The following is a 25355-nucleotide window of genomic DNA, read 5'->3' on the forward strand; positions in this document are numbered from 1 at the left end:
ATGCGGGGTACTTGCTGGCTTCGCCCGCCGCGCGGCCGTGAGGCTCGCGGCGAGCCTGAGCAAACTTAGCGCGAACGCGGATACGAGCCGAGAATCTTCAGGAACGCAGCCTTCTTGCCCAATTCTTCGAGCGCGGCAGCCACGGCCGGATCGTCGCGATGGCCTTCGAAGTCGATGTAGAAGTAGTACTCCCACGTGCCCACGCGCGCCGGACGCGACTCGAAGCGCGTCATCGACACGCCGTGGCGCGCGAGCGGCTCGAGCAGCTTGTAGACCGCGCCCGGCTCGTTCTTCACCGAGACGATCATCGAAGTCTGGTCGTGGCCCGACACGCCCGCCGGCTGCTTGCCGATCATCACGAAGCGCGTGCGGTTATGCGGGTCGTCCTGAATCAGCGCATTGGCGATCAAGAGACCATAGTGCGTGGCCGCGCGCTCGCCGGCGATGGCCGCGATGGTCGGATCTTGCGCCGCGAGGCGTGCGGCCTCGGCGTTGCTCGAGACGGCATGGCGCTCCAGCTGCGGCGCGTTGGCCGTGAGCCAGCGCTGGCATTGCGCAAGCGCCTGCGGATGCGCGCAGACGCGCGTCACGCCATCGAGCTTGCCGCTTTGCGTCATCAGGTTGTGCTGGATCGGCAGCGCGATTTCGCCGCCAATCACGAGCTGGGTCTGCAAGAGCAGATCGAGCGTGCGCGACACCGCGCCTTCGGTCGAATTCTCGACCGGCACGACGCCGAATTCGGCAGCGCCCGATTCGACCGAGCGAAACACCTCGTCGATGGACGGGCACGGCAGACCTTCGATCGACTGACCGAAGTACGCGTACATCGCCTGCTCGCTATAGGTGCCCACCGGCCCGAGGAAGGCCGCCGAAATCGTCTTTTCGAGCGAGCGGCTCGCGGCCATGATCTCGCGCCAGATCGCGCTGATGTGATCGTTGCCGAGCGGGCCTTCGCTCATGTTCTGCAGGCGCTCGATCACCTGAAGCTCGCGCTCCGGGCGAAACACGGGCGCGTTGAAGTGCTTCTTGACCTCGCCCACTTCGAGCGCAACCGCCGCGCGCTGGTTCAGGAGCGCGATGAGCTGGGCATCGATGGCATCGATGCGCTCGCGCAGCGGCTTGAGTTGTGTGTTGAGTTCGTCGTCCATGCGTGAAACCGGCAATCTGAAAGGAGATGCGCACGGCCCGGATGAAAAAGATGCATCCGGGTCGGCACGCACGCGCCGCGCGCTCGATCGAGGCGTGAGGCCTCGTCAGGCTTGCGTCGCTTCGAATTCCTTCATGTACTCGACCAGTGCCTTCACTGCTTCGAGCGGCACCGCGTTGTAAATCGACGCCCGCATGCCGCCGACGGACTTGTGGCCCTTCAGCTGCAGAAGCCCGCGCGCCTTCGCGCCGGCCAGGAAATCATCGTTACGTGTTTCGTCGGCGAGGAAAAACGGTACGTTCATCCGCGAGCGCGCGCGGCGCTCCACCTTGTTGACGTAGAAGCTGCTCGCATCGATCGTGTCGTAGAGCAACTGCGCTTTTTCGATATTGCGCGCCTCGAGGGCCGTGAGGCCGCCCTGGCGCTTGAGCCACTTGAACACGAGCCCGGCGATATAGATCGCATAGGTGGGCGGCGTGTTGAACATGGAGTTGTTCGCGGCGACCGTCTTCCACTCGAACGCCGAAGGGCAAATGGACATCGCGCGATCGAGCAGGTCTTCGCGCACGATCACGACCGTCACACCCGCCATGCCGATGTTCTTCTGTGCGCCGCCGTAGAGCACGCCGTATTTGGCGATGTCCATTGGGCGCGAAAGAATGTGCGACGAGGCATCGGCCACGAGCGGGATGTCACCGAGGTCGGGAATCTCGAAGGTCTCGACGCCGTCGATCGTCTCGTTCGTGCACAGATGCACGTAGGCGGGGTCGTCGGAAAGCTTCCACTCGCTGTTGGGCGGCGAATGCGTGAAGCCCGCTTGGGTACGGCCCGTCGCGGCGATATGCGCCGCGCCGTACTTGAGCGCTTCCTGCTGCGATTTCTGCGACCACGAGCCCGTGATCACGAAGTCCGCGCGCGGCTTTGTGCCGAACAGGTTGAGCGGAACGATCGCGTTTTCGCCGATGCCGCCGCCCTGCAGGAACAGGATCTGGTGACTCGCCGGCACCTGCATCAGTTCGCGTAGATCGAGCAGCGCCTCGCTGTGAATCTGCATGAACTCCGGACCGCGGTGGCTCATTTCCATCACGCTCATGCCGCTGCCGTGCCAGTCGAGCATTTCGTCGGCGGCCTGACGGAGCACCTCTTCGGGCAATGCTGCCGGTCCGGCGGAGAAGTTGAAGACGCGCATCGTAAGGGGATCCCCGAGGCAGGCACCACGGCAACAAGCCGGTGCGCCGGAAAAAGATAATGGCCGCTTGTGCTTATTGCACAAACGACCATTATCGCATTGTCGCCGGGAACCCGCCAACGCGGGCCTTCCGGACGATGCACCCCGATCTGACCCGTCTTTATGCGCTGCGTTGTACGCCGCGCAGTACACTGTCGCAGTATGCTGTCGCGGTACGTTGTAAAGCGCGTTGCAGACTGGACCGGACGAGGCGCCGCTGAGGCGGCTTACTTTGCCGGCTTGACCGAAGCGACTTCCTTGTCGGCCTGGTCGCGCGTAGCCTTGATCGACTGCGGCATGTACTTCTGCATCAGACCGTTGACGACGTCGCGGCCCACCTGGTCTTGAACCTGGATGAACTTGCGGCCGGTCGGGCTGCGGTAGAACGTGGTCAGGTCCTTGATTTCCTGCGTGCTGTAGTACTTGGCATAGGCGTCGTACTGAGCCTGCATCGCGTCCTGCTTGAACGACTCCGTGGCGAAAACCTGGCCTGCCGAATCAACCAGCTTCGGCACTGCGTTCTTCTGCAGCGACGGGACGGAAGCCTGTTTCTGCTTGTCCGTCATCGTCTTGTTTTCCGACAGCGCGTCCGACAGGATCGCCGGGACGAGTTGCTTCGCCTGCATTTGCGCGCTGTTGCCGATTGCGCCGACGAGCTTCTGTGCGTCGATCGCGTCCAGCAGGTCCTTGATCGCGGCTTGCTTGGCCGAATCGATCGGTGCTGCGGCAGCAGCCGGCGCCTGTGCGGGCGCCTGATTCTGAAGCGCCTGCGCCATGGCGAACGTCGGCACGAGAGCGGCCAGCAACATCACCTGCTTGAATCGTTTTTGCATCATTACTCCCTCTGAGAAAATAATCGAACTGCCTGCCACGCGAACCGCGGGGCGCTCCGGGGTGCGCGCTGCGCGCCCGCCGCCCGATCCAGCGATTCGCCCCGGCACCATTCAACCGTTGGCCACTCAAAACACCCACGGCATTCCTGATACGAAGCGGCCCGCTCACGCGGGCCGCCGGGCCACCTCAACCGCACACGAGGCTTACTCCTCGCTTTCGCCCTCACCTTCAGCGATGTCGCCTTCGGCGTCGGCGTCGGCCTCCGCGATCTGCTGCAGGCCGGAAAGCTTCGTACCTTCGTCAAGGCTGATGAGTGTAACACCTTGCGTTGCACGGCCCATTTCGCGGATCTCCGAGACGCGCGTGCGAATCAGCACGCCCGTGGTCGTGATCAGCATGATCTGGGCTTCGGCGTCCACGAGCGTTGCCGCGACCACCTTGCCGTTACGCTCCGACGTCTGGATCGCAATCATGCCCTTCGTTCCGCGGCCGTGGCGCGTGTATTCGGTGATCGGCGTGCGCTTGCCATAGCCGTTCTCCGTTGCGGTGAGCACCGACTGCTGCTCGTCGTCGGCCACGAGGAGCGCGATGACCTGCTGGCTGTCTTCGAGCTGCATGCCACGCACGCCGCGCGCCTCGCGGCCCATCGGACGCACGTCGTTTTCGTCGAAGCGCACCGCCTTGCCTGCGTCCGAGAACAGCATCACGTCGTGCGCGCCGTCCGTGATGGCCGCGCCGATCAGATAGTCGCCATCGTCGAGACCGACCGCAATAATACCCTTGCGCAACGGGCGGCTGAATGCTTCGAGCGGCGTCTTCTTGACCGTACCGAGGGCGGTCGCCATAAACACGAACTTGTCCGCCGAGAACTCCTTCACCGGCAGCACGACGGTGATCTTTTCGCCGTCCTGAAGCGGGAACATGTTGACGATCGGACGGCCGCGCGAGTTGCGCGAACCCTGCGGCACCTCATACACCTTCACCCAGTACACGCGCCCCCGGTTCGAGAAGCACAGGATGTGGTCGTGCGTATTGGCGATGAAGAGCGTGTCGATCCAGTCGTCGTCCTTCATCGACGTGGCCTGCTTGCCGCGACCTCCGCGCTTCTGGGCGCGATATTCGGACAACGGCTGCGATTTCACGTAACCCGAGTGCGACATGGTCACCACCATATCCTGCGGCGTGATCAGATCTTCGGTGTTCAGCTCGGTCGCGTTCATCTCGATCTTCGAGCGGCGCGCATCGCCGAATTCGCTCTTGATCGCGGTGAGTTCGTCGGAGATCATGGTCGTTACGCGCTCGGGGCGCGCAAGGATGTCGAGCAGGTCGGCAATCTGCGCCATGACTTCGCGGTACTCGCCAATGATCTTGTCCTGCTCCAGCCCCGTCAGGCGCTGCAGACGCATTTGCAGGATTTCCTGCGCCTGCGTGTCGGACAGACGATAGAGGCCATCGGCCTGCATGCCGTATTGCGGGTTCAGGCCTTCCGGACGATAGGCTTCGCGGCCGCCCGCCGCCGAGTTCTCCTGCTCCGCGCGCGTGAGCATCTCGCGCACGAGCGACGAATCCCACGGACGGTTCATCAACTCCTGCTTGGCGATCGGCGGCGTGGGCGCGGCCTTGATGATCGCGATGAAATCGTCGATGTTCGCAAGCGCAACCGCGAGACCTTCGAGCACGTGGCCGCGTTCGCGCGCCTTGCGCAGTTCGTATACCGTGCGCCGCGTGAGCACTTCGCGGCGATGCGACAGGAAATGCTGGAGCATTTCCTTCAGGTTCAGCAGCTTCGGCTGATTGTCCACCAGCGCGACCATGTTCATGCCGAACGTGTCCTGCAGCTGCGTCGCCTTATACAGATTGTTGAGGATGACCTCGGGCACTTCGCCGCGCTTGAGCTCGATCACGACGCGCATACCGCTCTTGTCGGACTCGTCGCGAATATCGGAAATGCCTTCGAGCTTCTTCTCGTTGACGAGCTCGGCGATGCGCTCGAGCAGCGAACGCTTGTTCACCTGGTACGGCAGCTCGTCGACGATGATCGCCATGCGCTGGCCGCGATCGATCTCTTCGAAGTGCGTGGCGGCGCGCATCACGACGCGCCCGCGCCCCGTGCGATAGCCGTCGCGCACACCGGCGACGCCGTAGATGATGCCGGCGGTCGGGAAATCCGGCGCCGGAATGATCTCGATCAGTTCGTCGATGGTGGCTTCCGGGCTTTTCAGCAGGTGCTGGCAAGCGTCGACCACTTCGTTGAGATTGTGCGGCGGAATGTTCGTGGCCATGCCGACCGCGATGCCCGACGAACCGTTGATAAGCAGGTTCGGGATACGCGCGGGCAGGATCTGCGGCTCGCTCTCGCTGCCGTCGTAGTTCGGTCCGAAGTCGACGGTTTCCTTGTCGATGTCGGCGAGCAGCTCGTGACCGATCTTCGCCATGCGGATTTCGGTGTAACGCATGGCCGCAGCGTTGTCGCCGTCGATGGAGCCGAAGTTGCCCTGGCCGTCGACCAGCATGTAGCGCAGCGAGAAGTTCTGCGCCATCCGGACGATGGTGTCGTATACAGCCGTGTCGCCGTGCGGGTGGTATTTACCGATCACGTCGCCGACGATACGCGCCGACTTCTTGTAAGCGCGGTTCCAGTCGTTGTTCAACTCGTGCATCGCGTACAACACGCGCCGGTGCACGGGCTTCAAACCATCACGCACATCCGGAAGCGCCCGCCCGACGATCACGCTCATCGCGTAATCGAGATACGAGCGGCGCATTTCCTCCTCGAGGGAGATAGGCAGAGTCTCTTTGGCGAATTGATCCATTATCGATGTCGTTGTCGGGCGCACGGGGCTGCCCGGCGAGCCTGCCTGCCGGATCAGCCGCGCAACGCGCCCTGCTGTCGCATGGACGCCGCAGACGCAGCGCAATCTTCTGATTCTATCATGCGCGAGCCCCCCGCCCGGCGCCTGGGCGCCGCGTGCGCGCCATGTGCGTATACCTATTAGTACGGCAAGTCCCGAGCGCCTCAAAACGGCGCAAAGCGGTTCAAGCGCGCCGCAGCGCACTGGCAAATATCAAGCGCAAACGACGGCCGGGCGGCATTCGCGTGACAAAGCGCAGCGCTCGCTGCAAGACACCTTGCACTCCACCATCAACCAGGCACACTACCAGGAGATCGGCTGGGAACTTTTTGTTGCGGGTGTACCACATTCGGCAAGCCCCAATGAAAGGGGCGGATTTTTTTTATCGTCGGACGGGAACGATATGGCAAAATGCCAACGCACAAAGTTAGACACCGCTCGAAGTCTACACAAGACGCGTCTCACAACTCGCCAATGTTATACTTCGAGCAATGTATGACTAGTCTTCGTCATATGGCTCGCAGTAAACCTGCGGTAATCTCAATTTCGAGAGGAGAAATATGAATAAACTTTCAAAGCTCGCGTTCATTGCAGCTACCGCAGTTATGGCTGCATCCGCCCAAGCACAATCCGTGCCGGCGTCGCGACAAGCCGTCAATGACAACTGGGTGAATGGTACCGGCGAATACGTGTGGATGAACGGCACGAACGAGCTTTGCTGGCGCGATGCATTCTGGACGCCGGCCACCGCCAACGCAAAGTGCGATGGCGCACTGGTCGCCCAGGCACCGCAACCGCCGGTCGCTCCGCCGCCGCCGGCAATCACGAGCCAAAAGATCACGTATCAAGCTGACGCCCTGTTCGACTTCGACAAGGCTATCCTGAAGCCGGCTGGCAAGGAAAAGCTGGACGATCTGGCAAGCAAGACCCAGGCTCTGAACCTCGAAGTCATCGTTGCGACGGGCTACACCGACCGCATCGGTTCGGCTGCCTACAACGACCGCCTGTCGCTGCGCCGTGCGCAAGCCGTCAAGTCGTACCTGGTCAGCAAGGGTGTTCCGGCAGACCGCGTCTACACGGAAGGCAAGGGCAAGCGCAACCCGGTTACGACTGGCTGCAACCAGAAGAACCACAAGCAACTCGTCGCCTGCCTCGCACCGGATCGCCGCGTGGAAGTCGAAGTTGTTGGCACGCAGAAGCAACCGCAACAGTAATTTGCGAGCTGCGACAGCACGCCTCAAAGCCCCGCTTCGGCGGGGCTTTTTTATTGCGCTCTTGTTTTGCTATTTCGCTCGTTATGGGCGCCCCCGCAATCGCTGCCCATTTTGCCGCTGCCCGCCCCCGCCTATATACTCGGGGCTTGACCTATCACCCGCTCTGGCACGCCAGATGCCTTTCCGACATGACCAATGCCGATCCCCACGAGTTGCAGAAGTTCAGCGATCTTGCTCATCGCTGGTGGGACCCGAACGCTGAATTCAAGCCGCTGCATGAACTGAACCCCATTCGCCTTGGCTGGATCGACAGCCATGCGCACCTGCCTGCAAAGCGCGTGCTCGATATCGGCTGCGGCGGCGGCATCCTGTCCGAATCGATGGCCGGCCTCGGCGCGAACGTCAAGGGCATCGATCTCTCCAGCGAAGCGCTGGGCGTGGCCGACCTGCACAGCCTGGAAAGCGGCATCACGGTGGAATACGAGGAAATCGCGGCCGAAGCGATCGCGGCTCGCGAGCCCGCTTCGTTCGACGTCGTCACCTGCATGGAAATGCTCGAGCACGTGCCGGAACCGCTGAGCGTGGTCAAAGCCTGCGCGACGCTCGTGAAGCCCGGCGGCTGGGTGTTCTTCTCCACGCTCAACCGCAATGTGAAGTCGTACCTGCTTGCCGTGATCGGCGCGGAATACATCGCGCAGATGCTGCCCAAGGGCACGCACGATTACGCGCGTTTCATTCGCCCTTCGGAGCTTGCGGGTTTCGTGCGCGAGGCCGGCCTGCGTCCGGCCGAAATCAAGGGCATCACGTATAACCCGCTCACGCGCCGCTTTGCGCTGTCGAACGACTCCAGCGTCAACTATATGATCGCCTGCCGGCGCGACGCCTGAGGCCACACGCGCCTCCCTCCGACATGACTCTGACCCAGCTTGAAAGTACGCCCGCGCCGGACCACCGCGCGGCGCTCGATACCTGCGACGCCGTGCTGTTCGACTTCGACGGCACGCTCGCCGACACGGCTCCCGACCTCGCCGTCGCGGTCAACCAGATGCGCCACGCGCGGGGCCTCGCGCCCGCGCCCTACGAGAAGCTGCGCCCGCTCGCCTCGGCGGGCGCACGGGGCCTTATCGGCGGTGCATTCGGCATCGGCCCCGATGATCGCGAATTCGCAGCAATGCGCGAAGAGTTCCTCGCCAACTACGCCGCCAATCTGCGCGTGGAGACGGTGCTCTTCCCGGGCATCGACGCGGTGCTCGACGACCTCGAAGCACGCGGCGTGCGCTGGGGCATCGTCACCAACAAGGTCGCGCGGCTGACCGATCCGCTCGTGAAGCTGATGCATCTCGACACGCGCGCGGCCTGCGTCGTGAGCGGCGACACCACGCCCTACTCGAAGCCCCACCCCGCCCCGCTGCTGCATGCGGCACAAGCGCTGGGCGTCGAGGCGCGGCGCGTGGTCTACGTCGGCGACGACCTGCGCGACGTGCAAGCTGGCCACGCGGCCGGCATGGCGACGATCGCTGCGGCCTATGGCTACTGCGGCAACGTCGAGCCGCCGGCGCAATGGGATGCGGATTACGTGGCCGATACCGCCGCGACGCTTTTCTCCCTGCTCCAGGACGTGGGCCGACGCGCCTGATGCCACGGCTCTTGTCCCGCAGCGCTGGGCGCGATAATTGACGCACTCGCCCTTGATCCAGGCGCGGTTAGCCTCATCTGCCGAACTATGTGATAATGATTGTTCACCCCGGGGCCGACCTGGTTTCGACAGGGGTTATGAAGTAATCAGGGCATGCCGAGGACCCGTCACCTCGTTAATCAATGGGAAAAACGTAACTGCAAACGACGAAACGTTCGCACTGGCAGCCTAAGGGCCGCCGTCCTCTGCCTGGCTCACTGACGGGCTAGTGTCGCAAGACCGGTAGCAATACCGCCAGAGGTCATATACGTCAGTTAAGCTCTGTCGGCGTCACGACGCCAGAGTCGAAAACCTGGTGAATCGCCGTAGCGCAGCGTGTTCGTCCGCGTCGCTGCGGTTAAATCAAAAGACAGAACTACGCATGTAGAACTGGTTATGGACTGCTTCTGGACGCGGGTTCGATTCCCGCCGGCTCCACCAGATTTTCTCGATATAAAACAAAAACTCGCGACAGCACGAAAGCTTCGCGAGTTTTTGTTTTTTTAGCGCCCGATTTAACCGCGTAACCGTGCGACACTGGCCGCGGCGCCCTCGCGCCGCCCGCCACCCCACAGATCAATTATCTTGCGGGCACTGCAGGTTGCAGCCGTTCGGGTCGCCCATATCGCCCTTCCTGCGCGCAGTCGACGGTTTGCCGTGCTGATATTTGTTCGAAGGCGCCGATGCCGCGAATGGCATTTGCGGATGCTCGTTGATCTTGAATCCGTCGGAGAGGATCCCGCCCGGGACGCCCGGCGAATTCTGGGCGAAAGCGATGTTGACGGTGGCAAATAGCGCTCCCGCGGTTGCGGCAGCTATACAAGCATTAAGCAAGAATTTCATGGTCGATCGGCGCGAGTAGCGCGCATCCAAAACGGTGGAGCCAGTAGCGGCCCAAAGTATCACAAAAAGCGACGCACTCTGCAGCGTCGGGCGACCGTTATGTTGCTTCCTGTTACAAAACCCCACAAGACCCACCACGATCCACCACAACTCGCGACCGCCCCGCGACGCTCGTCAGCGTGTCTGCTCCCGCCCCGACCAGCCAACGCCGAGCGGCACGACGGCGCCGCACTCGCCCGGATCGTAGCCCTCCAGTTGCGCCACAGACTGACGAAACGACGTGCCGCGCAGCAACTGGAGCACGGTCGCCAGAGGCCCACGCTCCAGTTGCGCGCGTTCGCAGGCGAAGTAATAGTCTTCGTCGGCGATCGGGATGAAATCGAGGCCGAAATGGTGCGCCGCGGGCTCCACGCCGAAGCCCACGTCGGCCATGCCGCTCGCGACGAACGCCGCGATCGCCGAATGCGTGAGTTCCGATGATGCATAACCGTTCACCCGCTCCGGGTCGACGCCCACGCGCGTGAGTAGCAAATCGATCAAAAGACGCGTGCCCGAGCCCGGCTGCCGGTTCACGAAGCGGATGTCGCTCCGCGACAGGTCGGCGAGTCCGGCGATTCCACGCGGGTTGCCATGCCCGACAAAGAGCCCCTGCTTGCGGCGCGTGAGGTGGATCAGCACGTGGCGCTGCGGATCGAGCCAGTTACGGTAGGCGTCGGCACAGGCTTCGCGAAAATCGCTGCGCGGAAGATGAAAGCCCGCCAGATCGCACTCGCCGCGCGCAAGCGCCGTGATGGCGTCGGCGCTGTCGCGGTATTTGATCTCCACGGGCACCTGGTCGGCCACGAGCGCGGTGACCAGCGCCGCCACCGCGTAGCCATGCGAGGCGTGGATGCGCAGGTCCTGCACGGCGGGCGCGATCCAGCGGTTCAGATCGCTGGCCACTTCACTCGCGAGCGCCTGAAGATTGCCGGACAGGCGCTCCGTGCACAGACGCTGCGAGCGCAGCACTGCTTCGCCCAGCTCCGAAAGCACCGAGCCGCGGCCACGCGCCTTGGCGATCAGCGCGCCGCCCAGGCGCTCCTCCAGATCGCGCAACAGCCCCCACGCATGACGATAGGACAAACCCTTACGCTGCGCGGCCTGCGCAATGCTGCCTTCTTCCGCGACGAGCGCGAGAAGCGGCACCACGTCCGTCAGACTGGCCTCACGGCCTTGCCCGTCCCGCACCACCAGTTGCGCCTGACACTCGACCTTGATCATTATGAAATCTCATTTCCTATTGCGCCGACCCTTTTGCGAGCCTATTGTTCGTCCATACAAGAAAACAACCCCAGCATAGATGCGCACTTTATGAATGACAAGCGCATATATGCCTCCGCAGGAGCCTTACAGTGGATGAGACAACCGCAAGCGCGCCGGACGACCTCGTGCGGCGCCATGCCCAACCGGGCCGCACGCTGCTCGCGATCTTGCATGCGATCCAGGACGAAATCGGCTTCGTGCCGCCCGCCGCGGTCGCCCCGCTCGCGAAGGCGCTGAACCTCTCGCGCGCCGAGGTGCACGGCGTCATCACTTATTACCACCACTTCCGCACCGCGCCGCCCGCACCCGTTGTCGTGCAACTGTGCCGTGCCGAGGCATGCCGCAGCATGGGCAGCGAGGCGCTGGCGCAGCACGCCGAAGCGCATACCGGCTGCCGCTTCAAGCAGCACGGCCACGACGGCGAGCACGCGCACGAGCATACGCACGCGGGCGAAGTCGAGCTGGAGTCGGTCTATTGTCTCGGCCAGTGCGCGCTGTCGCCGGCCATGATGATCAACGGCACGCTGCACGCACGCGTGACCCCGCAAAAATTCGACGCGTTGCTGGCCAAAGCGGTTGCCGCCGTCGCCCGTACCGAGGAGGCCGTATGACGCGCATTTATGTTCCTCGCGATTCGTCGGCGCTCGCACTCGGCGCCGATGACGTCGCCGCCGCCATCCAGCGCGAAGCCGCCGCACGCGGCCTGGCCATCGAGCTTGTGCGCAACGGCTCGCGCGGCCTGCTGTATCTCGAACCGCTCGTCGAGGTCGAAACGCCCGATGGGCGCGTCGGCTATGCGAATGTCGAAGAAACCGATGTGAAGAGCCTCTTCGAGACGGGCTTCCTGCAAGGCGCGCAGCATGCGCGCTCGGTCGGCCTCGTCGAGCAGATTCCGTATCTGCGCAAGCAACAACGTCTCACGTTCGCGCGCATCGGCATCACGGACCCGCTCTCGACCGACGATTACGTCGCGCATGGCGGGCTCGAAGGCCTGCGCCGCGCACTCACAATGACCGGCGCCGACGTCTGCGAATCGCTGATCGAATCGGGTCTGCGCGGTCGCGGCGGCGCGGCCTTCCCCGCCGGCATCAAGTGGCGCACGGTCGCCCAGGCCAAGGCGGACCAGAAGTACATCGTCTGCAATGCCGACGAAGGCGACTCGGGCACGTTCTCCGACCGTCTCGTGATGGAAAGCGACCCCTACGTGCTGATCGAAGGCATGACGATCGCCGGGATCGCGGTGGACGCCACCGTCGGCTACATCTACGTGCGCAGCGAGTATCCGCATTCGATCGCCGCGCTCGAAGAGGCCATCGCCCGCGCACGCGCCAAGGGCTGGCTCGGCGACGACGTGCTCGGCAGCGGCAAGCGCTTCGACCTGTTCGTGGCCAAGGGCGCCGGCGCCTATGTGTGCGGCGAGGAAACCGCGCTGCTCGAATCGCTCGAAGGCAAGCGCGGCATCGTGCGCGCGAAGCCGCCGCTGCCCGCGCTCGCCGGCCTCTACGGCAAGCCGACGGTCATCAACAACGTCATCACGCTCGCCACGGTGCCGATCATCTTCGCGAAGGGCGCCGCGTACTACAAGGACTTCGGCATGGGCCGCTCGCGCGGCACCCTGCCGTTCCAGCTCGCCGGCAACATCGCGCGCGGCGGGCTCGTGGAAGTCGCGTTCGGCGTGACGCTGCGCGAGCTGATGGTTGACTACGGCGGCGGCACCGCCAGCGGCCGCCCCGCGCGCGCCGTGCAGGTGGGCGGCCCGCTCGGCACCTATCTGCCCGAGAGCCAGTGGGACATTCCCATGGACTACGAAGCGTATGCGGCAGTGGGCGCGGTGGTGGGTCACGGCGGACTCGTCGTGCACGACGACACCGCGAATCTCGCCGATCTCGCGCAGTACGCGATGGAGTTCTGCACGCTCGAATCGTGCGGCAAGTGCACGCCGTGCCGCATCGGCTCGACGCGCGGCGTCGAGGTGATCGCAAAGATCCGCAAGGGCGACACCTCCGAAAAGCAGGTCACGCTGCTGCGCGATCTGTGCGACACGATGGTGTCCGGGTCGCTCTGTGCGATGGGCGGCATGACGCCCTATCCCGTGATCTCCGCGCTCAACTATTTCCCCGAAGATTTCGGTCTTGAACCTGTCCAGCCAGCCGCCGACGCGGCGGCCGCCTGAACGAGGAGCCCTCACCATGTCCGACACGCTCATGCCCCAAGCCGGCGGTTGCGGCTCCGGCAACTGCGCCTGCAAATCGGCAGCAATGAACAAGGCAAGCGCCCGCTCGCCTTTCGACGACACCGATTTCGGCACGCCGCTGCGCCATGCCGACGTCGACGTCACGCTCGAGATCGACGGCCAGTCCGTCACGGTGCCCGCTGGCACTTCGGTGATGCGCGCCTCCATCGAGGCAGGCGTCAACGTGCCCAAGCTGTGCGCCACCGATTCGCTCGAGCCGTTCGGCTCGTGCCGCCTGTGTCTCGTCGAGATCGAAGGCCGTCGCGGCTATCCCGCCTCGTGCACGACGCCGGTCGAAGCCGGCATGAAGGTGCGCACGCAAAGCGACAAGCTGCAATCGCTGCGTCGCAACGTGATGGAGCTCTACATCTCCGATCACCCGCTCGACTGCCTCACCTGCCCCGCCAATGGCGACTGCGAGCTGCAGGACATGGCGGGCGTGACGGGCCTGCGCGAAGTGCGCTACGGCTTTGACGGCGCGAACCACCTCAAGGACCAGAAGGACGAGTCGAATCCGTACTTCACCTACGATCCGTCGAAGTGCATCGTCTGCAACCGCTGCGTGCGCGCCTGCGAGGAAACGCAAGGCACCTTCGCGCTGACCATTTCCGGACGCGGTTTCGAATCGCGCGTGGCGGCGGGTGCGAGCGAATCGTTCATGGATTCGGAGTGCGTTTCGTGCGGCGCCTGCGTGGCGGCCTGCCCGACCGCGACGCTGCAGGAAAAGACCGTCGTGATGCTCGGCCAGGCCGAGCACTCGGTCGTGACGACCTGCGCGTATTGCGGCGTGGGTTGCTCGTTCAAGGCCGAGATGAAGGGCAACGAAGTGGTGCGCATGGTGCCGCACAAGAACGGTCAGGCGAACGAAGGGCACGCCTGCGTGAAGGGCCGCTTCGCGTGGGGCTACGCCACCCACAAGGACCGCATCAAGAAGCCGATGATTCGCGCGAAGATCACCGATCCGTGGCGCGAAGTGAGCTGGGACGAGGCAATCAAATACGCCGCGAGCGAGTTCCGCCGCATCCAGGACAAGTACGGCCGCGACTCGATCGGCGGCATCACCTCCTCGCGCTGCACGAATGAAGAGACGTATCTCGTGCAAAAGCTCGTGCGCGCCGCGTTCGGCAACAACAACGTCGACACCTGCGCACGCGTGTGCCACTCGCCCACCGGCTACGGCCTGAAGACCACGCTCGGCGAATCGGCGGGCACGCAGACCTTCGCCTCGGTCGATCACTCGGACGTGATCATGGTGATCGGCGCGAACCCGACCGACGGCCACCCGGTGTTCGGCTCGCGCCTGAAGCGCCGCGTGCGCGAAGGCGCGAAGCTGATCGTCGTCGATCCGCGCCGCATCGATATCGTCGATACCGCGCACGTGAAGGCCGAGCATCATCTGCAACTGCGCCCGGGCACCAACGTCGCGATGGTCAATGCGCTTGCGCACGTGATCGTCACCGAAGGCCTCGTGAACGAAGCGTTCGTGGCCGAGCGCTGCGAGACGCGCGCGTTCGAGCAGTGGCGCGATTTCGTCGCGCTGCCCGAGAACTCGCCCGAAGCCATGGCCGAAGTGACCGGCGTGCCGGCGGAGCAAGTGCGCGCCGCAGCGCGTGCTTATGCGCAGCGCGGCAACTCGGCGATCTACTATGGCCTCGGCGTGACGGAACACGCGCAGGGCTCGACCATGGTGATGGGCATCGCCAACCTCGCGATGGCCACCGGCAACATCGGCCGCGAAGGCGTGGGCGTGAATCCGCTGCGCGGCCAGAACAACGTGCAGGGCTCGTGCGACATGGGTTCGTTCCCGCACGAACTGCCGGGCTACCGTCACGTGGGCGACGCCGTCGTGCGCGGCGAGTTCGAGAGTGCCTGGAACGTCGCGCTGCAAAGCGAGCCGGGCCTGCGCATTCCGAACATGTTCGACGCGGCAATGGACGGCACCTTCATGGGCCTCTACTGCCAGGGCGAGGACATCGTGCAGTCGGACCCGAACACCCAGCACGTGGCGGCGGCGCTGTCGGCAATGGAATGCATCGTCGTGCAGGACATCTTCCTGAACGAAACGGCAAAGTACGCGCACGTGCTGCTGCCGGGCTCGTCGTTCCTCGAAAAGGACGGCACCTTCACCAACGCCGAGCGCCGCATCTCGCGCGTGCGCAAGGTGATGCCGCCGATCGCCGGCTACTCGGACTGGGAAGTGACGATCCTGCTCTCCCGCGCGCTCGGCTACGAGATGGACTACACGCATCCGTCGCAGATCATGGACGAGATCGCGCGTCTCACGCCCACGTTCCACGGCGTTTCGTACAAGAAGATCGACGAGATGGGCAGCACCCAGTGGCCGTGCAACGAAGAGGCGCCCGAAGGCACGCCGATCATGCACATCGACGAATTCGTGCGCGGCAAGGGCAAGTTCGTGATCACGAAGTTCATCGCCTCGCCGGAAAAGGTCACGCGGCGCTTCCCGCTCTTGCTCACGACGGGCCGCATCCTCTCGCAGTACAACGTGGGCGCGCAAACGCGCCGCACCGAGAACTCGCGCTGGCACGAGGAGGACCGGCTGGAGATTCATCCGGTCGATGCGGAAGATCGCGGCATCAACGAAGGCGACTGGGTGGGCATCGAATCGCGCGCGGGACACACGGTGCTGCGCGCCAAGGTGAGCACGCGCATGCAGCCGGGCGTGGTCTACACGACGTTCCACTTCCCCGAATCGGGCGCGAACGTGATCACCACGGACGCCTCGGACTGGGCCACGAACTGCCCCGAGTACAAGGTGACCGCCGTGCAGGTAAGCCACGTGCAGCAGCCGTCGCAATGGCAGCGCGAGTACTCGCGCTTCAACGAGACGCAGCTCGAGTTGCTCCGCCAGCGCGAACCACTGACCACTTCAGGGAAATAACGCGATGAAAGCAGACAACCTGATCGAGATGGCGAACCAGATCGGCATGTTCTTCGACTCCCTGCCCGATCGCGAGGAGGCGCTCACGGGTATCGCCGAGCATATCCGCAAGTTCTGGGAGCCGCGCATGCGCCGCACGCTGCTCGCGGCGCTGGACGGTAACGCTCAACAAGAAGCGGGCTTCACCGAGATCGTGCTCGCTGCGCTCACGGAGCATCGCGACTCGCTCGTGCCCGCAGCAGCGGCTTGAGCCGCAAGCTGCATCACGCCGCGTGAGGCAGAGGCGCGCACACCGCGCGCGCTGCTTCACGCTCACACTGCTTCACGCGCACCCTCTGCCTTACCCCAGTCCGGCTGAATGACTGCTGAACGACCGGCTGAATTACCTGCCGGACTACTGCGCAGCCGGCCGGGGTGCGGGCGCAGGTGTGAACCACATCTCGCAATGGCGCAGCAAGCCGTGCAGGTCCGACCCTGTGCGGCCGCGCGCACAGATGTAGCCATCGGGTCTCACGAAATAGAACGCGGGCCGCGTGCGCCCATACGCGTCACTGAGCGACGGCGCGCCCTCACCCGCCAGCGGCACCTCGCCGTCCGGCAGATCCGCCACCCACCAGACACGCACGGCCTGCGGCAACACCCGCTCGACCGCTTCGGCAAACGGCCTGAGTGCTTCGAGGCCGCCCGCTGCGGTGTTTGACGCAGCGCTCGCGCTTGCCGCTGCGGCCGCTGCGCCGGGCGTGCTTGCGGCGCTTGCCGGGCTATCCGCCGCATGCTCCGCGGCATCGGCGGCACGTGCCGCTTCGCCGTCCACCAGCAGAAACAGCGAGAAACTCGCCGGATCGTGCAGATCGAAGATGCGGCCCCTGTCTGGCGCCTTGCCGAGCGGTCCGTCCACCACGCGCACGAGCGCATCGGGTGCCCGCTCGCCCGCGCGCGGTCCGCCGTCGAGCACGCGCTCGAGCGTGAGCGCGCTGCGCCGGTACTGGATCGATAACTCGCTCACCGCCTGGCGTGCCGCATCGCGCAGCGGCCCGAGCGCGACGAGCGCCGGCATCACGCGCTCGCGCAATAGCTTGAGCGGCCCGTGATCGGCTTCGACGAGCTGCGTCATGAAGCTCGTCTGCCGCAACACGATGCGCTCGATCGGATAACGCTCGGCGTGGTAGGTATCGAGCAGCCGGTCGGGCGCGCCACCCAGCGCGCGCGCAAGCTTCCAGCCCAGATTGAACGCCTCCTGGATGCCCGTGTTCATGCCCTGCGCGCCCGCCGGGCTGTGCACGTGCGCAGCATCCCCCGCGAGGAAGACGCGGTCCATGCGCAGGAAGCGCACGATGCGGCTGTTCACATGGAAGTACGACGCCCAGGTCATGTCCGCGATCGAAACGGGATGGTGCATGCGACGCTCGACGATCGAGCGGCATTCTTCGAGCGTCGGCACCGGCTGCGTGCCGTCGGGCGCGGCGGGCAGCATCGCCTTGTGATCGGCGATCAAACGAAAACGGCCGCGCCCGTATGGAAAGATCGCGGCAAGCCCATCGCCCGAAGCGAACACATGGAATTCGTCCTCGGGCCAGGACGTGGTCGCACTCACATCGGCAAGCAGAAACGACTGCTCGAGCGTCTCGCCATCGAACTTTGCACCCAGGTGATGGCGCACGGTGCTGTGCGCGCCGTCGGCAGCGATCAGCCAGTCGCATCGCAATGCTTCTGTGCGACCGCTCGCCAGACGCACGTCCGCGCTCACGCCTGCGGAGCCTTGAATGAATTCGATCAGCTCGACGCCGCGCTCGACCTCCACGCCGAGCGTCGCGAGCTGCGCGGCGAGAATACGCTCGGTCTCGGTCTGATCGATGAACAGCAAATACGGATAGCGCGTGAACAGCGGATCGAAGTCGAGGCGCGCGCGGCGCTGGCCGTTCGAATAGAGATTGGCGACATGCGCGCGATGACCGTGCTCGAGAAAGGGTTCGACGATACGATGCTGCTCGAAGAGTTCGAGTGTGCGCGCCTGAATGCCGATAGCGCGCGTATGACGCCCGGGCTGCGGCGCGCGATCGATCAGGCGGACCGGAATGCGCGCGCGGGCAAGACTCAGGGCGGCGGCAAGACCTGTTGGTCCCGCGCCGACGATGAGCACGGACGGCTGGGAAGAAGCCACGGTCATGCAGACCTCCATGCGATCGACATGAGACGTAGTGTACGCCCGCTCCTGGTCCCATCGAACCCCGGATGCGGCTCATGGTCCGCGTGCGTTCAGCGATGAATGTGCGGCGTGCCGTCGAGCGAGCAGCGATGCGCGCTCGTGCCCAGATCCACCTGCAGCGTCACATGCGCGATGCGAAAACGCGCGCCGAGCGCGCTCACGATGGCGTCGAGCGTGGCGTCGCCGGGATGGCCGGCGGGCATCACGAGATGCGCGGAAAGCGCGTTGCCCGTGGTCGAAAGCGCCCAGACGTGAAGGTCGTGCACATCGGTCACGCCCTGCTGCTGCGCTAGAAAAACGCGGATGCGCTCGATATCGACACCTTCGGGCACCGCCGCGAGCGCGAGGCGCACCGACTCGCGCAGCAGCCCCCACGTGCCGCGCACGATCACGAGCACGACGACGATGCTCATCGCCGGATCGACCCAGCTCCAGCCCGTTGCGAGAATCACCAGGCCGCTCACGGCGACCGCCGCCGAAACGCCGGCGTCGGCGGCCATGTGCAGGAAGGCGCCGCGAATGTTGAGATCGTCCTTCTGGCCGCGCATGAAGAGCCACGCCGAGACGCCGTTGATCACCATGCCGAGCGTGGCGACGATGAATACGTCGAGACCGGCTACGGGCGCGGGATAGACGAGACGCCCGAGCGCCTCGGCAAGGATCGCACCGCAGGCGATGAGCAGCAGCGCCGCGTTGGTGAGCGAGGCGAGGATCGACGAGCTGCCGAAGCCGAACGTGTAGCGCGCCGAAGGTCGGCGCGTGGCCAGCCAGGCGGCGCCCCAGGCGAGCAGCAGGCCGAGGACGTCGGAGAGATTGTGGCCGGCGTCGGCAAGCAGCGCGGTGGAATGCGCGATCACGCCGTAGATCGCCTGCGCGACCACGATGACGACGTTCAGCACAACAGCCAGCGCGAACGCGCGGCCATGACCCGAGGCCGGTGCGTGGTGGTGATGATGGTGACCATGCGTGCCGTGCCCGTGCCCGTGGTCATGGTCATGCTCGTCGCCGAGCGCGTGGTCGTGATCATCACGATCATGTTCCTCGCCGTGCGCGTGGTCGTGGAAATGGTCGTGGTCGTGGCCATGACCGTGAGCGCCATTCGCATGGGGCGCCGCTGTGCCCTTGCCTGCGCCCTCACGTGCGCGCCCAGGACCGGCGCTCATCACCGGAGCTCCTGCCAGGTGGAGACCGGCTCGGCCACGTGTTCGAGCATCCCCGCGAGCATCGCGCTAATATGCGCGTCCGCAGCGGCATAAAACACCTGCTTGCCTTCTCGTTCCGCGCGCACGACGCGCGCGGCGCGCAGCAAGCGCAGATGGTGGCTCACGAGTGACGACGACAACCCCAGCGCATCGGCAATCGCACCCACCGCGCGACGGCTCTGCACACAGGCCAGCACGATGCGCAGGCGCGTGGGGTCGCCGAGCAGGCGGAACAGGTCGGCGAGCGGCGCGACGCGCTCGTCCTCGGAATACGGCGACATGGCAATGCCCATAACATGTGAACAGTTGTTCACATGTTAGTTGCGACACGGCAACGGGTCAAGCCACGCCAGGAGAGCGTGCGGGCGAGGTTCGGGGGACACCCACCCGAGTGTGGGAAAATGCCGCCTTCGAAACTCCCAGGTATTGGCCTTTCAGTCATGGAACAGGTTTTTGTCCGCGCGTACGCCGCACATCGCGACGGCCGGCTGGACGACGCCGAGCGCGGCTACCGCGCGACGCTCGCCGCCGATCCCGTGCACGTCGATGCGCTGCACATGCTCGGCGTGCTGCGGCATCAGCAGGGCCAGCACGCCGAAGCCGCGGACCTCGTGCGCCGCGCGGTCGACCTGCGGCCCGACGACGCCGCGCTCCAGCTGAACCTCGGCAATGCGCTGAAGGCACTTGGCGAACTCGAGGGCGCCATCGAGCGTTTTCGCAATGCGCTCACGCTCGCTCCCGCATTCGCGCTTGCGCACTACAACCTCGGCAACGCCTACGCGGCGGTCGGCCGCCATGAGGACGCGATGTACGCGTTCGGCCACGCGGTGCGCCTGCAACCCGGCGACGCCTCATCGCACAACAATCTCGGCAACGCCCTGCACGCGCTCGGCCGCCACGCCGAAGCCGCCGAAGCGTTTCGCCGCGCGCTGAAGATCCGTCCGGGCCACGCGGGCGCACACAACAACCTCGGTATGGCGCTGAATGCACTCGGCGACTGCACGGGCGCCGTAGAGCAGTTCCAGAAGGCACTGCGCTTCCAGCCGCGTTTTGTCGCCGCGCATTTCAACCTCGCGAACACGCTCGACGCCACCGGCTATCACGCGCAAGCCGCCGCGGGCTTCGATGCCGCCCTCGCGCTGCAGCCGCAATTCCCGCCCGCGCTGTTCGGACTCGGCAATGCGCTGGCGGCGCTCGGGCGGCACGAAGAAGCGCTCGGCTATTACGAGCGCGCGATCGGCCTCGATCCGAAGTTCGCGCTGGCATGGCTCGCGCTCGGCACGGCGCAACATGCGCTGGGCCGCCACGCCGCCGCGCTGCGCGCATTCGACGAAGCGCTGCGCGTGCGGCCCGACCTCGCCGCCGCGCATCTGAACCGCGCACTGGTGTTGCTGACCCTCGGCGACTTCCGGCGCGGCCTGGCCGCATACGAGTGGCGGCTCGACCCGGCCGCGCGCGAGAGCGCGGGCGACCTGGGCATCGCTGGCGCGATCCACGCCGCCCTCGCCACCGACATCACGATGGCCGCCGCGCCGCACGCCGCGAATCCTCCTGCCAGCACGCCCTCCCTTGCCGGCGTGCCACGCTGGCGCGGCGAGCCGCTCGCGGGCCGGACGTTGCTGATCCACGCGGAGCAAGGTTTCGGCGACACGCTCCAGTTCGTGCGTTTCGTGCCGAACGTCGTGGCGCTCGCCCATAGCGGCGCACGCATCGTGCTCGAAGTGCAAGCGTCGCTCGTGCCGCTCATCGCGCCTGCCGCCCACGTCGCACGCATTACGCTGATCGCGCAGGGCGCGCCCCGCCCGGCAGCCGACCTGCACTGCCCGCTGCTTTCGCTGCCGCTTGCGCTCGGCACGACCTACGAAACCGTGCCCGCGCCCATGCCCTATCTTTCCGCTCCGCCCGCCTATCGGCGCAAGTGGCGCGGCTCGCTCGGCGGACAGGCCAGGCGCAAGATCGGCCTTGCCTGGTCGGGCCGCATCCAGAAACACGAAAACCGCTCGCTGCCGCTCGCGGCGCTCGAGCCGCTATTCGCGCTGGAAGGCATCGACTGGATCGTGCTCCAGCCGCACCTGAGCGAGGCGGAGCACGCGGCACTCGACGCGCACCCGCGCGCGCGCGCGATTCATCGGCTGGAAGGCAAGCTGGATGATTTTGCGGATACCGCCGCCGTCATCGAACGCCTCGACGCCGTGGTTTCCATCGATACGTCCATCGCTCACCTCGCGGGCGCGCTGAACGCGAAGCTCTGGCTGATGCTGCCGTTCGCCGCCGACTGGCGCTGGTTCGCCGACACCGACGCGAGTCCCTGGTATCCGCGCGCGCGCCTCGTGCGCCAGCCGCGACCCGGCGCATGGGACGAGGTGGTCGCGCAGGTCGCCGCCGCGCTGCGCGAAGCCTGATAGCGGTTACCCGGAACGCAATACGGACCTTCCGGACCTTCCGGACCTTCCGTGCCTTCGGACCTTCGCGTGCCTCGGCACGCCTTCGCGAAAAGCGGCGCCTCGATGGGAAAACCTCGTCAGACGCTTTCGCTGGTGCCAGAACAGACGTTGAGCCGCGTGGGCCTGCCCGTCGTGCACAATGAGGCGATGGCGCGAGCGGCTTCGTTTCGCCTCGCCCCCATTTCCCGCCCCCTTTGCCCGCCCCCAACGCCCGAGGCCCCGCATGCCCACCGCCTTGATGCTGCGCCCGGCCACGGCCGCCGACGCCCCCCTTCTCGCCGCCATGCATGCCGCGAGCTGGCAGGCCACCTATCGCAATCTGCTGCCCGCCACATTCCTCGAACAGGAAGTCGGCGCCGAGCGCACCGCCTACTGGCGCGCGCGCATGGAGGCGCCTGGCGAGGAGCGCCGCCTCGTGCTGATCGCCGAGTTGGAGGAGCCGCAGGACCGCCGCACGCCGGTCGGGTTTGTCTGTGTCGAGCGACAGCCCGGGTCGCCGTGGGGCGTGTTGCTCGACAACCTGCACACACTGCCGGCACATCAAGGCATCGGCGTGGGCAAGCGGCTCATGCAGGCCGCCCAGGCCTGGGCGCGCGCACAGGGTGAGACCCAGCTCTATCTCTACGTGCTCGAAGGCAATGCGTCCGCCATCGCGTTCTATGAGCGGCAAGGCTGGAAATATTCGGGGGCGGAGCCCGACCATATGGGGGGCATCGACATTACCGCGCTGCGCTACGTCTATCGGCTCGACGGCGCCTAGCAAAACAACGAGACGGCGAGCCCGCCTGCCGGTCTGCGATCGGGCAACCGGATCCCTTGCTGCACCACGGACGCGCGCCCGCGCGTCCCAAGACACAGACCCATTAAAATTTTTCGTCCGATTTTCAGACGTTTCCGATGGATTGCCTCAGGTCTGGGTCGCATCATTCGAATCCAAACGATTGACCCGTACAAGGCACTACAGCGCTGGCAAACCGCGCGTCTTTCGGGCCCCACCGTGTTCCGGTGCCCACCACGCCAAGGCAGCGAGAGATCCATGTCAACTTATCCGTTAGTCCAGGTGGAAGGCGCGCTCGCGATGCCGCGCATGCGTCCACTCAACCGCGTCCCGCCGCCGTTTGGCCGCGAATGGGCGCTCATGCCTCCGCACTTCAGCCTGCGCGCCGAACTCCAGGCCTTTTATGCCGCTATCCTGCGCACGGTGTGTCTGAGCGTGGAAGCGTTTCGCCAGGCTTGCCGCTGGGACCTGCATCGCCGCTTCATCCCTGAGCCGCCGCGTCCCGCTGCGGCGCCCGTAGGCGACACGTTCAACGCTGCCCAAGCCCAGCGGGCCGCCGCCGATACCTTGCGGCGTCCGGCGGACAGTGCGCGGCCCGCCCGCACCTCGCGCACCTCGCGCATCGCGCGCATACCGCCGCCCTCGCACAAGCTCACGGCCGGCGCCGTCGCCATTGGCGGCGCAGTGCTGCTCGCCTGGATCGTGGCAAGCCATACGCAGTTTGGCGAAGGCAAGGACAAAACGGCTCTGCCCGCGTCGGCGAGCCCCGCTTCGAACGCCGACGCGAGCGTGTCGGCGCGTCTTTCCGACGAACGCACGCGGCACGACCTCGCAACGCCCGAAGCCGCCCGGAGCAGTCAGGGCGCATCCGCACCTGTAACCACAACCGCCCGCGCGGCGAGCGCACCGCCGGCTACGGTCGCGGCCGCACCACGCACGGCAACGGCAGCAACCGATGGCACACGGCGCCAAGGTCCCGTATCGGCGCCGATCATCGTCACGCCGGACGCGCAGGCAGCCCTCGTGGTCGCTCGCGGTCCGGCGGCCCCCACAGGCTCGGGATCGGCAAAGGCCGAACAGCCGGATTTCTCGGCACGCACGAACCCGAGCACGCCGCTACGCGGCACGCTCGCGTCCAGAGCCACGCGGGCGAACAACGCGACGACCAAAGCCACAAAGGGCCGACGGAACGTCGAGGCCGGGGCTCGCCCCAAGTACACCGAAGACCGTCGCCATCCGGCACACGAATTCGCACCGCACCGCAGCGCGCCGCTCGTAACCACCCAGCGCACTCAAGGCATGTATTCGGAAGCCTCCGACTATTCGCCGATCCAGCCGAGCGGCATGTCGAGCGACAGCTACCCGTCGCTCACGACCTATGCGGGCACGCACACGGCACCGCGCCCGGCAAGCCGCGCAACAGAGAACGTCGACAACACCGAATGGGTGAATCACGTATCGCAACGCCGCGTGACCGAAGTGCCGGACCGCTTCGCGAAGTAGGCGCCTCGCGGCACCTCCCGCAGCGCACGTTCGTATGCGCGCGGGCGTGCGACATCGGTGGGCGTTCCCAGCGCAAGACGCAAAAAGCCCGGCTTCGAGCCGGGCTTTTTGCGTATCTGCTTCGATGTCGCTCCTGATGTGCCGCACCGCGTCCTCCCAGCGGCACGACACGACAAAAAACGAACCCAATCGATTCCTAGCGCCGGGAGCCGGGCAAGCCCACCTCCGCCTCGCGCTGCAGTTGCTCCACCTGATTCTGGAGATCGCGCAACTGGGCCTGCGCCTGGATTTTCTCGGCATTGAGCGCCCGCGTATTGCCCTGCATCTGCCGCTGATAGTCGTCGACACGGGCCTGCTGCGTGCGCGCCACGTCGAGGTCTGCCTGCAGCCGGCGGGCTCGCTCCTCATTGAGCGAGATCACGCGATCAATGAACGCCTTCTGCGCCTCGATCTGGGTACGACGAATCTCGACTTCGGCAAGACGCTGGGTCTGCTGCACGAAATTCGCATAGATCGCTTCCGCGCGCGCGTCGTCTTGCGAGCGAATCACGCGCCAGAAATGCTTGTCCTGGAACAACACGACGTAATACGTCATCTCGGGCGCATAGAAGAACAGGCTCGCGCCGTAACTGGCGTTGTATGTCGTGCGCAACTCGACGAGTTGCGCGTCGTGAATGAGTTGCATGAGCGTGGCGACGTCGCCCTGCGTAGCGCCCGCGGTCGCCTGATCGTCCAACATGCCCGCAGGCGGCTGTGCGTTCGCCGGCTGTGGCGTCAGGCTGCCGAGCGATGGCCGGTTGCCCGCCACCGGAGCCACCTCGCTGGCGGGTGCGCCGGCCCATGCCACTGCGCCGTGCTGCAAGAGCGTAAAGACCGCGGCGCCCAACAAGGCGCGACACAGCGGGGATGATTGCTTCATGACTGCCTGTCCGTTCAGGATTCCGAGTAACCGCTTATTATCGCCGCCAGAAAATCTCATAAACGTCGATTAA

At 65.4% G+C, this 25355-nt stretch carries 20 protein-coding genes and 1 other RNA gene; 11 read left to right on the forward strand and 10 right to left on the reverse strand.

Annotation, left to right across the window (positions count from 1 at the left end; translation table 11 throughout):
- Window positions 1-65: 65 nt before the first annotated feature.
- The 4 genes from pheA to gyrA form a co-directional block, all read right to left on the reverse strand.
- Window positions 66-1148 (reverse strand): prephenate dehydratase, encoded by a 1083-nt coding sequence (gene pheA, locus L5014_RS30260; protein WP_238467473.1) that lies wholly within the window; start codon window positions 1146-1148, stop codon window positions 66-68.
- A 105-nt stretch (window positions 1149-1253) separates the two neighbouring features.
- On the reverse strand, window positions 1254-2336 hold the full coding sequence (gene serC, locus L5014_RS30265; RefSeq protein WP_238467474.1) for a 3-phosphoserine/phosphohydroxythreonine transaminase: 1083 nt from the start codon (window positions 2334-2336) through the stop codon (window positions 1254-1256).
- Between the two features lie 266 nt (window positions 2337-2602).
- Entirely contained in the window at window positions 2603-3208 is a 606-nt protein-coding gene (locus tag L5014_RS30270) for a DUF2059 domain-containing protein (protein ID WP_238467506.1), read from the reverse strand.
- A 204-nt stretch (window positions 3209-3412) separates the two neighbouring features.
- Window positions 3413-6022: a DNA gyrase subunit A gene (gene gyrA, locus L5014_RS30275; protein WP_238467475.1), complete on the reverse strand. Its 2610-nt coding sequence runs from the start codon at window positions 6020-6022 to the stop codon at window positions 3413-3415.
- Window positions 6023-6621: 599 nt separating this feature from the next.
- On the opposite strand from gyrA, the gene ompA reads away from it, so the two are divergent.
- From ompA to ssrA, 4 genes are all read left to right on the forward strand, one after another.
- Window positions 6622-7275, forward strand: a complete 654-nt coding sequence (gene ompA / locus L5014_RS30280) for an outer membrane protein OmpA (protein WP_238467476.1) — start codon at window positions 6622-6624, stop codon at window positions 7273-7275.
- 188 nt (window positions 7276-7463) lie between these two features.
- Window positions 7464-8162, forward strand: coding sequence for a bifunctional 2-polyprenyl-6-hydroxyphenol methylase/3-demethylubiquinol 3-O-methyltransferase UbiG (gene ubiG, locus L5014_RS30285; RefSeq protein WP_238467477.1), 699 nt, complete (start codon window positions 7464-7466; stop codon window positions 8160-8162).
- A 23-nt stretch (window positions 8163-8185) separates the two neighbouring features.
- Complete coding sequence (locus tag L5014_RS30290) at window positions 8186-8911, forward strand: HAD-IA family hydrolase (RefSeq protein ID WP_238467478.1); 726 nt, start codon at window positions 8186-8188, stop codon at window positions 8909-8911.
- A gap of 110 nt (window positions 8912-9021) precedes the next feature.
- Window positions 9022-9391: a transfer-messenger RNA gene (ssrA, locus tag L5014_RS30295) on the forward strand.
- 135 nt (window positions 9392-9526) lie between these two features.
- On the opposite strand, the gene L5014_RS30300 is transcribed toward ssrA, so the two are convergent.
- Entirely contained in the window at window positions 9527-9793 is a 267-nt protein-coding gene (locus L5014_RS30300) for a hypothetical protein (RefSeq protein ID WP_238467507.1), read from the reverse strand.
- Between the two features lie 174 nt (window positions 9794-9967).
- On the reverse strand, window positions 9968-11053 hold the full coding sequence (locus tag L5014_RS30305) for a substrate-binding domain-containing protein (protein WP_238467479.1): 1086 nt from the start codon (window positions 11051-11053) through the stop codon (window positions 9968-9970).
- Between the two features lie 131 nt (window positions 11054-11184).
- Here L5014_RS30305 and L5014_RS30310 point away from each other — a divergent pair, with 131 nt between their 5' ends.
- From L5014_RS30310 to L5014_RS30325, 4 genes are read left to right on the forward strand one after another with little or no spacing between them, the layout of a single operon-like run.
- A complete protein-coding gene (locus tag L5014_RS30310) occupies window positions 11185-11706 on the forward strand; it encodes an NAD(P)H-dependent oxidoreductase subunit E (protein WP_238467480.1) in 522 nt (173 codons plus the stop codon).
- Complete coding sequence (locus L5014_RS30315; protein WP_238467481.1) at window positions 11703-13268, forward strand: formate dehydrogenase beta subunit; 1566 nt, start codon at window positions 11703-11705, stop codon at window positions 13266-13268. The genes L5014_RS30310 and L5014_RS30315 overlap by 4 nt, the downstream gene beginning before the upstream one ends.
- A gap of 16 nt (window positions 13269-13284) precedes the next feature.
- The gene (gene fdhF, locus L5014_RS30320; protein WP_238467482.1) at window positions 13285-16230 is read left to right on the forward strand and encodes a formate dehydrogenase subunit alpha; all 2946 of its coding nucleotides are present in this window, start codon (window positions 13285-13287) and stop codon (window positions 16228-16230) included.
- A gap of 4 nt (window positions 16231-16234) precedes the next feature.
- A complete protein-coding gene (locus L5014_RS30325) occupies window positions 16235-16480 on the forward strand; it encodes a formate dehydrogenase subunit delta (RefSeq protein WP_238467483.1) in 246 nt (81 codons plus the stop codon).
- A gap of 144 nt (window positions 16481-16624) precedes the next feature.
- Here L5014_RS30325 and L5014_RS30330 read toward each other — a convergent pair whose 3' ends face one another.
- The 3 genes from L5014_RS30330 to L5014_RS30340 form a co-directional block, all read right to left on the reverse strand.
- Entirely contained in the window at window positions 16625-18397 is a 1773-nt protein-coding gene (locus L5014_RS30330; protein ID WP_238467484.1) for an FAD-dependent monooxygenase, read from the reverse strand.
- An 89-nt stretch (window positions 18398-18486) separates the two neighbouring features.
- Window positions 18487-19599 carry a cation diffusion facilitator family transporter gene (locus tag L5014_RS30335; protein WP_238467485.1) on the reverse strand — a complete coding sequence of 371 codons (1113 nt, stop codon included), beginning with the start codon at window positions 19597-19599 and terminating at the stop codon, window positions 18487-18489.
- Window positions 19599-19919, reverse strand: coding sequence for an ArsR/SmtB family transcription factor (locus tag L5014_RS30340; protein WP_238467486.1), 321 nt, complete (start codon window positions 19917-19919; stop codon window positions 19599-19601). Before L5014_RS30340 ends, L5014_RS30335 begins: the two co-directional genes overlap by 1 nt.
- A gap of 159 nt (window positions 19920-20078) precedes the next feature.
- Between L5014_RS30340 and L5014_RS30345 the strand changes: the two genes are divergently transcribed.
- The 3 genes from L5014_RS30345 to L5014_RS30355 all read left to right on the forward strand — a co-directional run bounded on the left by L5014_RS30345 (window position 20079) and on the right by L5014_RS30355 (window position 24363).
- The gene (locus tag L5014_RS30345) at window positions 20079-22040 is read left to right on the forward strand and encodes a tetratricopeptide repeat protein (RefSeq protein WP_238467487.1); all 1962 of its coding nucleotides are present in this window, start codon (window positions 20079-20081) and stop codon (window positions 22038-22040) included.
- A 265-nt stretch (window positions 22041-22305) separates the two neighbouring features.
- Entirely contained in the window at window positions 22306-22842 is a 537-nt protein-coding gene (locus L5014_RS30350) for a GNAT family N-acetyltransferase (protein ID WP_238467488.1), read from the forward strand.
- A gap of 276 nt (window positions 22843-23118) precedes the next feature.
- Window positions 23119-24363, forward strand: coding sequence for a hypothetical protein (locus L5014_RS30355; RefSeq protein WP_238467489.1), 1245 nt, complete (start codon window positions 23119-23121; stop codon window positions 24361-24363).
- 196 nt (window positions 24364-24559) lie between these two features.
- Here L5014_RS30355 and L5014_RS30360 read toward each other — a convergent pair whose 3' ends face one another.
- On the reverse strand, window positions 24560-25282 hold the full coding sequence (locus tag L5014_RS30360; RefSeq protein WP_238467490.1) for a DUF2968 domain-containing protein: 723 nt from the start codon (window positions 25280-25282) through the stop codon (window positions 24560-24562).
- Window positions 25283-25355 lie beyond the last annotated feature (73 nt).

It is taken from the genome of Paraburkholderia tagetis (assembly GCF_022213065.1).
In the GTDB taxonomy this organism is placed as follows: Bacteria; Pseudomonadota; Gammaproteobacteria; order Burkholderiales; family Burkholderiaceae; genus Paraburkholderia; species Paraburkholderia tagetis.